This is a genomic window from Shewanella sp. MM_2022_3 (genome assembly GCF_022557375.1).
Lineage (GTDB): Bacteria > Pseudomonadota > Gammaproteobacteria > Enterobacterales > Shewanellaceae > Shewanella > Shewanella xiamenensis.
This window is the reverse complement of the sequence record NZ_JAKZGV010000001.1, coordinates 283,256-289,763: the sequence shown is the minus strand read 5'-3', so window position 1 is coordinate 289,763 and position 6,508 is coordinate 283,256. Positions and strand designations below refer to the sequence as shown.

7 protein-coding genes and 2 rRNA genes are annotated in these 6,508 nt (G+C 44.7%); 2 read left to right on the top strand and 7 right to left on the bottom strand.

Translation table 11 applies throughout. The features are described from left to right. Together MMG82_RS01175 and rrf are read left to right on the top strand one after the other, a co-directional pair. Positions 1–235, top strand: a 23S ribosomal RNA gene (locus tag MMG82_RS01175); the annotation flags it as partial. Between the two features lie 124 nt (positions 236–359). After that, positions 360–475, top strand: a 5S ribosomal RNA gene (gene rrf / locus MMG82_RS01170). A 242-nt stretch (positions 476–717) separates the two neighbouring features. Here rrf and hemB read toward each other — a convergent pair. From hemB to tatA, 7 genes are read right to left on the bottom strand one after another with little or no spacing between them, the layout of a single operon-like run. Further along, positions 718–1,728, bottom strand: coding sequence for a porphobilinogen synthase (gene hemB / locus MMG82_RS01165; protein ID WP_037422636.1), 1,011 nt, complete (start codon positions 1,726–1,728; stop codon positions 718–720). Positions 1,729–1,737: 9 nt separating this feature from the next. Further along, the gene (locus MMG82_RS01160; RefSeq protein WP_037422639.1) at positions 1,738–3,615 is read right to left on the bottom strand and encodes a diguanylate cyclase; all 1,878 of its coding nucleotides are present in this window, start codon (positions 3,613–3,615) and stop codon (positions 1,738–1,740) included. Next, positions 3,608–4,411 (bottom strand): TatD family hydrolase, encoded by an 804-nt coding sequence (locus tag MMG82_RS01155; protein ID WP_241406286.1) that lies wholly within the window; start codon positions 4,409–4,411, stop codon positions 3,608–3,610. Before MMG82_RS01155 ends, MMG82_RS01160 begins: the two co-directional genes overlap by 8 nt. Further along, positions 4,411–4,941: a hypothetical protein gene (locus MMG82_RS01150; RefSeq protein ID WP_037422753.1), complete on the bottom strand. Its 531-nt coding sequence runs from the start codon at positions 4,939–4,941 to the stop codon at positions 4,411–4,413. The genes MMG82_RS01155 and MMG82_RS01150 overlap by 1 nt, the downstream gene beginning before the upstream one ends. Before the next feature lie 44 nt (positions 4,942–4,985). Next, positions 4,986–5,735: a twin-arginine translocase subunit TatC gene (gene tatC, locus MMG82_RS01145; protein WP_037422645.1), complete on the bottom strand. Its 750-nt coding sequence runs from the start codon at positions 5,733–5,735 to the stop codon at positions 4,986–4,988. A gap of 3 nt (positions 5,736–5,738) precedes the next feature. Beyond that, a complete protein-coding gene (gene tatB / locus MMG82_RS01140) occupies positions 5,739–6,188 on the bottom strand; it encodes a Sec-independent protein translocase protein TatB (protein ID WP_037422648.1) in 450 nt (149 codons plus the stop codon). A gap of 6 nt (positions 6,189–6,194) precedes the next feature. Continuing rightward, the gene (tatA, locus tag MMG82_RS01135; RefSeq protein ID WP_037422651.1) at positions 6,195–6,452 is read right to left on the bottom strand and encodes a Sec-independent protein translocase subunit TatA; all 258 of its coding nucleotides are present in this window, start codon (positions 6,450–6,452) and stop codon (positions 6,195–6,197) included. Positions 6,453–6,508: the final 56 nt, after the last annotated feature.

Below are 6,508 nucleotides of genomic sequence, written 5' to 3'. Positions count from 1 at the left end.
AGTGAACGAACCGCTGGTGTTCGGGTTGTCATGCCAATGGCATTGCCCGGTAGCTATGTTCGGAATCGATAACCGCTGAAAGCATCTAAGCGGGAAGCGAGCCCCAAGATGAGTCATCCCTTGGACTATAAGTCCACTAAAGAGCCGTTCGAGACTAGGACGTTGATAGGTCAGGTGTGTAAGCGTTGTGAGGCGTTGAGCTAACTGATACTAATGACTCGAGAGGCTTAACCATACAACCCAGATGGGTTTTGCTAAGTAGCACTTAGACGAATATGAACACTTAAGAAGTGATACTCAATACAGCTTTCCGAATTCATTTACTGCCTAGATAAGATGGGGAGTAGATACCAAATTTGCTTGGTGACAATAGCATTGTGGTCCCACCTGATCCCATCCCGAACTCAGAAGTGAAACGCAATCGCGCCGATGGTAGTGTGGGGTCTCCCCATGTGAGAGTAGGTCATCGCCAAGCGCCTAACTAAACAATGAAGCCAGCTGAATAAGCTGGCTTTTTTGTTTTAGGCATTTGTAATTTCATTCTCTCTATTACTACTTCCTATTCGTACTTCCTTTTATTCGCTTCTGCGATGACGATAGTTATTACCTGCATATCGATTTGACCGACAGAGCAATAGTTTCAAAGGCTTTCTTCGAGCTAATAAAAAGGGCAGCGTTTGGCTGCCCTTTATGCTTAGCATTGGTTTTTAAACCCGATTATTTAGCTTCTTTTAGCCACTGTGCTGCACGTTTGGCGAAGTAGGTAAGAATGCCATCGGCACCGGCACGTTTGAAGCATAGTAGCGATTCCATGACGATAGCCTTTTCAGCTAACCAGCCATTTTGGATCGCGGCCATGTGCATGGCATATTCACCACTCACTTGGTAAGCAAAAGTAGGAACAGCTAACTCAGTTTTAACACGATGAACGATGTCGAGATATGGCATACCTGGTTTTACCATCACCATGTCAGCACCTTCTTGGATATCGAGCGCCACTTCGTGTAGTGCTTCATCACTGTTAGCTGGATCCATTTGATAGCTATGCTTATTGCCACCTTTTAGGTTGCCTGCTGAGCCAACTGCATCACGGAATGGGCCATAGTAGCTCGAAGAGTATTTAGCTGAATAGGCCATGATCTGGGTATTAACATGGCCAGCTGCTTCCAGTGCTTGACGGATCGCGCCGATGCGGCCATCCATCATATCCGATGGCGCAACAATATCAGCGCCCGCTTCGGCATGGGACAAGGCTTGTTTAACTAAAATTTCTGTAGTGATGTCATTCAGGATATAGCCTGTTTCATCAATAATGCCGTCTTGACCATGGGTCGTGAAAGGATCTAGAGCCACGTCTGTCATAATGCCAAGTTGTGGGAAGGCCTTTTTGAGTTCACGTACAGCACGTTGCACTAGTGCGTCAGCATTGTAAGCTTCTTCTGCCATAAGAGACTTTTTCTCTGCTGGCGTGACAGGAAAGAGGGCAATTAAGGGGATGCCTAATTCAACAAGTTCTTCTGCTTCTTTGAGCAGTAAGTCGATCGAATAACGCTCCACACCTGGCATTGAAGCGACTTTTTCGCTGCGATTACTGCCTTCGAGCACAAACATAGGATAGATTAGGTCATTCACTGTTAGGTGATTCTCTGCCATCAGGCGACGGCTAAAATCATGTTTGCGCATGCGGCGCATTCTGCGCTGTGGGAAGGCACTGGTAATGATATTCACATTAGACTCCTAATTAGGTTCTGTTTGCGCTGGCGCATACAATTTCACTTGATTGCGTCCGCTATTTTTTGCTTGATAGAGGGCTTTATCTGCCTGCTCTAATAATTCGGTACTGTGTTGCTCATTCAAGATTACGTCGGCACTCACGCCGATACTGACGGTGAGTGGTATGGGTTTTCCTTCCCATTCAAGGCCGATACTAGTCACTGCATCTCTTATATTTTCAGCGACTTGAAGCGCCCCATCCGCGTTGGTATTGGGGAGAATAATAGCAAACTCTTCTCCACCAAAACGTGATACTAGATCCGTTGGTCGTTTTAAATGCTGCTGCAATGTCTTCGTGATAAGTTTTAGGGCTTGATCACCCGCTAAATGGCCAAATTGATCATTGATAGATTTAAATCGATCGATATCGATCATTAATAGTGCTATTGGCGTTTCTTGACGACGACTTATACGGCTTTCTGCTAATAGGCGTTTATCGAAGGCACTGCGGTTTTTAGCCCCCGTTAAGCTGTCTATAGTGCTTTGTTCTGTGAGCTTTTGATTAACTTCATGCAATTCGCGCAGGGTAATTTCAAGTTCCAAAGTGCGCTCTTGCACCATTTGTTCCAGTCTTTCGTTAGTTTCTGCTTCTACTTTTAATGCATCTTCACGTGCGCTACGAATTTTTTGTGCTTGTTTTAGTGCTTCTTGTTGAATGCGTTGTTTGGCTTTACGTTCGTCGTTATAGCGGATAGCAAGCACGAGTGACATAAAGATGATTTCAAAGGTTAACCCCAGCATTACAGGTGTCTGAGGTTTGATATTCAGCTCGATAACGCCTAAATACAGTAAGCTACTCAGGCACGCACCCGTCAGCATACTCACCCAGCCAACAGTATAAAGTTTGGCTAATTTTTGCCCTCTAGCGGCTTGAATAATTGCGAGTATCATCATAATGATACTGAGCACGACAACCGAGATAATCTCAATGTAAAGTACAGTGCCATAACGCAAAAAGGGGACTAATAAACAGATTAAAAGGATATAAACGGCACTATAACGGCACATCAATAGCATGCGGCGATTATAGTATTTTAATTGTAAAATTTTTTCGGTAAACATTAAGGCGAAAGCCATAACTAAAGGGAGTAGCACAGGAACCATCAGTTGCTGCAATGTTGGCCAATTAGGCCAGAGGAAGCGGAATGCGAAACCATTAATCGTAGCAACTAAGAGAGTCATGCTAAGGACGTAGCCGGAGTAATAGCTGTAACTGAATGAACCAGAAGCTAACGCGATAAATAGACTGAAGATACCTATGGCGGCGAGTACCCCAAGCTGAAATCCATGTTCGACAGCTGTTGATTCCGCTATTTGCGCCAAATCGTTGGCCGACCACAAATTTAAAGGAACGGCCGCATTGCCTTCCGTTTCAATATGTATATAAAAGGTATGTTGTTCATTGGTGTTAATTTTAAAAGGGTATAGAAAAATATTACTCAGCAGTGGACGCTGTTTATAGGGAAGTGTATCTCCCATATACGTTGTGTTGACGAGTTGGTTATCTACAAGATGGTAAATAGTTACTTTATCTAATAAGGGATTATCTAAGGCAAGAATGCGTGAAAGGCTTTCGTTGTTACTACTAAGATTAACTGACAGCCAAAAATTATGCAGGCTAAGACGTTGAATATCTTTACTGGTAAACTTATGCCATTGTGCCTTGGGAAGTGCTTCAATGTCCGCTAACTGACTTTCAGAATGGGGATGAGTCACCATTAGCCAAGGTGTTAGACTGAGCGGCGTCGGAGTGTGTTCATTGATGTTGATTATGCTTGCGAAGCTACCAGATGATATGAGCATGCTGATAAGCAAAACCAATAAGCAACTTAATTTAGCCATTCTGTTGACTCAAATTAAAAAACGCTAGGCTATTTTGATAGCATTGTTCTGCAAATTCAGCCGGATCTTCTCCGCGTAGATTGGCAATATACCGAGCAATATAAGGCAAATATTCGGGTTTATTTTTACTGGATTTAGGCTTAGGACGCATGCTACGCGGTAGCAGATAAGGACTATCTGTTTCGATCAATAAACGATCTTTTGGAATCAATGGCACTAGCGCTGCTAATTCTTGGCCACGCCTTTCATCACAAACCCAACCTGTAATTCCTAAGTGTAAATCGAGATCGATATAAGCTTCCATTTGCGCTTGGCTGCCAGTAAAGCAGTGCAATAAAGCGCCGCGAAGATGTGGGCGGTACTCACTAACGATGCTTAAAAAATCACTATGGGCATCTCGCTCATGCATCAGAACGGGTTTTTGAAGGTCAATCGCCTGTTCTAATTGGGCGATAAATGCTTGGCGCTGAGCCGGACGGGGGGAAAAGTCTCTATTGTAGTCTAGCCCGCACTCGCCTACAGCAACAACCTGTGGTGCTTCACATAAATTTGCGTGAATTTGTTTGGAATCAGTTTGCCATTCGCTAGCATGGTGGGGATGCACGCCTGCGGTGCAATAAAGCTGGTTAGGGTAGTTTTGGCATAATTGAATGGCTGCCGCGCTTTCACTTAAATCACTGCCAATAACAATTAACGGCGAAACCCCTTGGTCCGCCGCTGCTTGTATGATTTGCGTTATGTCTGGTTCGAGTGCGCTGCCAAGCAAGTTGACAGCGATATCTATATAAGATGACATTATTTTAGGCGTTTTACCCTCACCTTAGCATTACGACTTTCTGTGCCCATTAAGAAAGAACCAAGCGCTGCTTTTTCGATAAATACTTTTTCACCGACTTTGAGGTTGAACTTACGGTTTTCGGTTTGTTTCCAAACTTGGCCATTGGTAAAGGTAATCTTTAAGGCACCGTAGGCATCTTCTGCTATTGACTCCACATCGAGATAAATTTTGTCAGTCGTATTCTCTTGGACGCGTTTAACTTCCATACCGAAATTATCTTCGACATTGGTCGCGGCGGCAGCAACAGGAGCTGCAGTCGCCACAGCTGCAGGGGCCGCTGCGGGAGTGACAACGGGGGCGACAGCTATCAGTGCCGTGGTGTTATTGGTCACTGTGGTGACTTGAATGCTTGCTGCGAGATTGTCATAGCATACCAAGCGCTCGAGTTTGTCTGCTATCCCTGCACATTGAGTTAATTGCTGCTCAATACCGGCATTAGCCTGTGCAGATACCAGTAACACTGCACCAGTCAGTAGAGTTAAACGCATCCCAGTTTCCTTATTATTATTTTCCTCTAATGCCGATTGAGGCATTAGTCATTCGTTGGTTGTTCTTCATCGGTCTCGTCATCAGGTTTACTGTAAAAACGAGCCGCAAATAATCCGCCTTCGAACAATAACAGCATTGGCACGGCAAGCATAGTTTGGGAAATAACATCAGGTGGTGTGAGCAGCATACCCACCACGAATGCGCCGACAATAATATAGGGGCGTTTTTGCTTGAGATCTTCAGGTGTTGTCACACCGGCCCAGCAGAGTAAAACAACGGCAATCGGGATCTCAAAGGATAAGCCGAATGCAAAAAATAATTTCAGTACAAAATCAAGATAGCTGCTGATATCGGTTGCAACTTGTACTCCCTCTGGAGCAGTGTTGGCAAAAAAGCCAAATACAACTGGGAATACAACGTAATAAGCGAAGGCTATACCTAAATAAAATAGCACTGTGCTGCTAAAAAGTAGCGGCATAACTAAGCGTTTTTCATGCTTATACAAACCCGGTGCTACGAAGGACCAAATTTGAAAGAGCACATAGGGTACGGCCACAAAAAATGACAGAACTAATGTCAGTTTAAAAGGGGCGAAGAAAGGTGCGGCCACATCGGTCGCAATCATACTGCCACCTAAGGGCAAAGACTGCATTAAAGGGATTGCCATGTAATGGTAAATATCATTTGCCCAATACACACTACAAATAAATACAATCAATACACTGGCAATGGATTTAAGCAGCTTGGACCTAAGTTCAAGCAAATGGCTGATAAGTGGCTGCTGTTGCGACATGAATTATCCGTTAGCTTTCGGGTTAGAACGGGTATCCTCGCCCTGAATGGACTCACTATGTGGGGCGGAGGAAGCCGAAGTTGGACTCGCCTCGGTAGAAACCGTTTGGCTTGCAGGATTGTGGATCTGGTTTTCCTGTGCACTGGGAATATCTTGCACTTGGTAAGGACGATTCACTGACTGCGCGGCTTGCTTCAATTGATCGATTGACTCTTGCAGCTCGGGAGAGAGGTTAGATAAACCTTTGCTCTCCGCTTTTTTGAGGTCGGCGTGCAACTGCTCGATCTTTAGCTCTTGCTCAAGTTCTTCTTTGACTGAGTTGGCCATGCGTTTCATCGCGCGGATCCAACTGGTTACTGAACGTACTGCAACCGGTAGACGTTCGGGGCCAAGAACGACCAGCCCCAGAACACCGATCAGCAGCAGCTCCATAAAGCCGATACCGTCAAACATAAAGAGTTACGCCTGTTCTTTGTGAGACTCAGGTTTCTTTTCAGTCGCCTGTTGAGTTGGTTGTGCGGTTTGTGCTGTTTGCACTGGTTTTGCCGCTTCAGTGTCTTCTAGCGCCTTTTTATCTTCTTCTGAAGACATGGCGTTTTTGAAGCCCTTAACAGCACCACCTAAGTCACCACCCAAAGAGCGTAATTTCTTAGTTCCAAACAATAAGACAACGATTAACGCGATGATAAGAAGTTGCCAAATACTAATGCCACCCATGAAGGTATCCTCTTAATTGATATCGGTTCTATTATGAACCTCTGATTAATTAGTGC

Coding starts and splice junctions, on each gene's coding strand:
- MMG82_RS01150 (WP_037422753.1), bottom strand. CDS start 4,941: ATGCGTTTAACTCTACTGACTGGTGCAGTGTTACTGGTATCTGCACAG.
- tatA (WP_037422651.1), bottom strand. CDS start 6,452: ATGGGTGGCATTAGTATTTGGCAACTTCTTATCATCGCGTTAATCGTT.
- tatC (WP_037422645.1), bottom strand. CDS start 5,735: ATGTCGCAACAGCAGCCACTTATCAGCCATTTGCTTGAACTTAGGTCC.
- MMG82_RS01160 (WP_037422639.1), bottom strand. CDS start 3,615: ATGGCTAAATTAAGTTGCTTATTGGTTTTGCTTATCAGCATGCTCATA.
- MMG82_RS01155 (WP_241406286.1), bottom strand. CDS start 4,411: ATGTCATCTTATATAGATATCGCTGTCAACTTGCTTGGCAGCGCACTC.
- tatB (WP_037422648.1), bottom strand. CDS start 6,188: ATGTTTGACGGTATCGGCTTTATGGAGCTGCTGCTGATCGGTGTTCTG.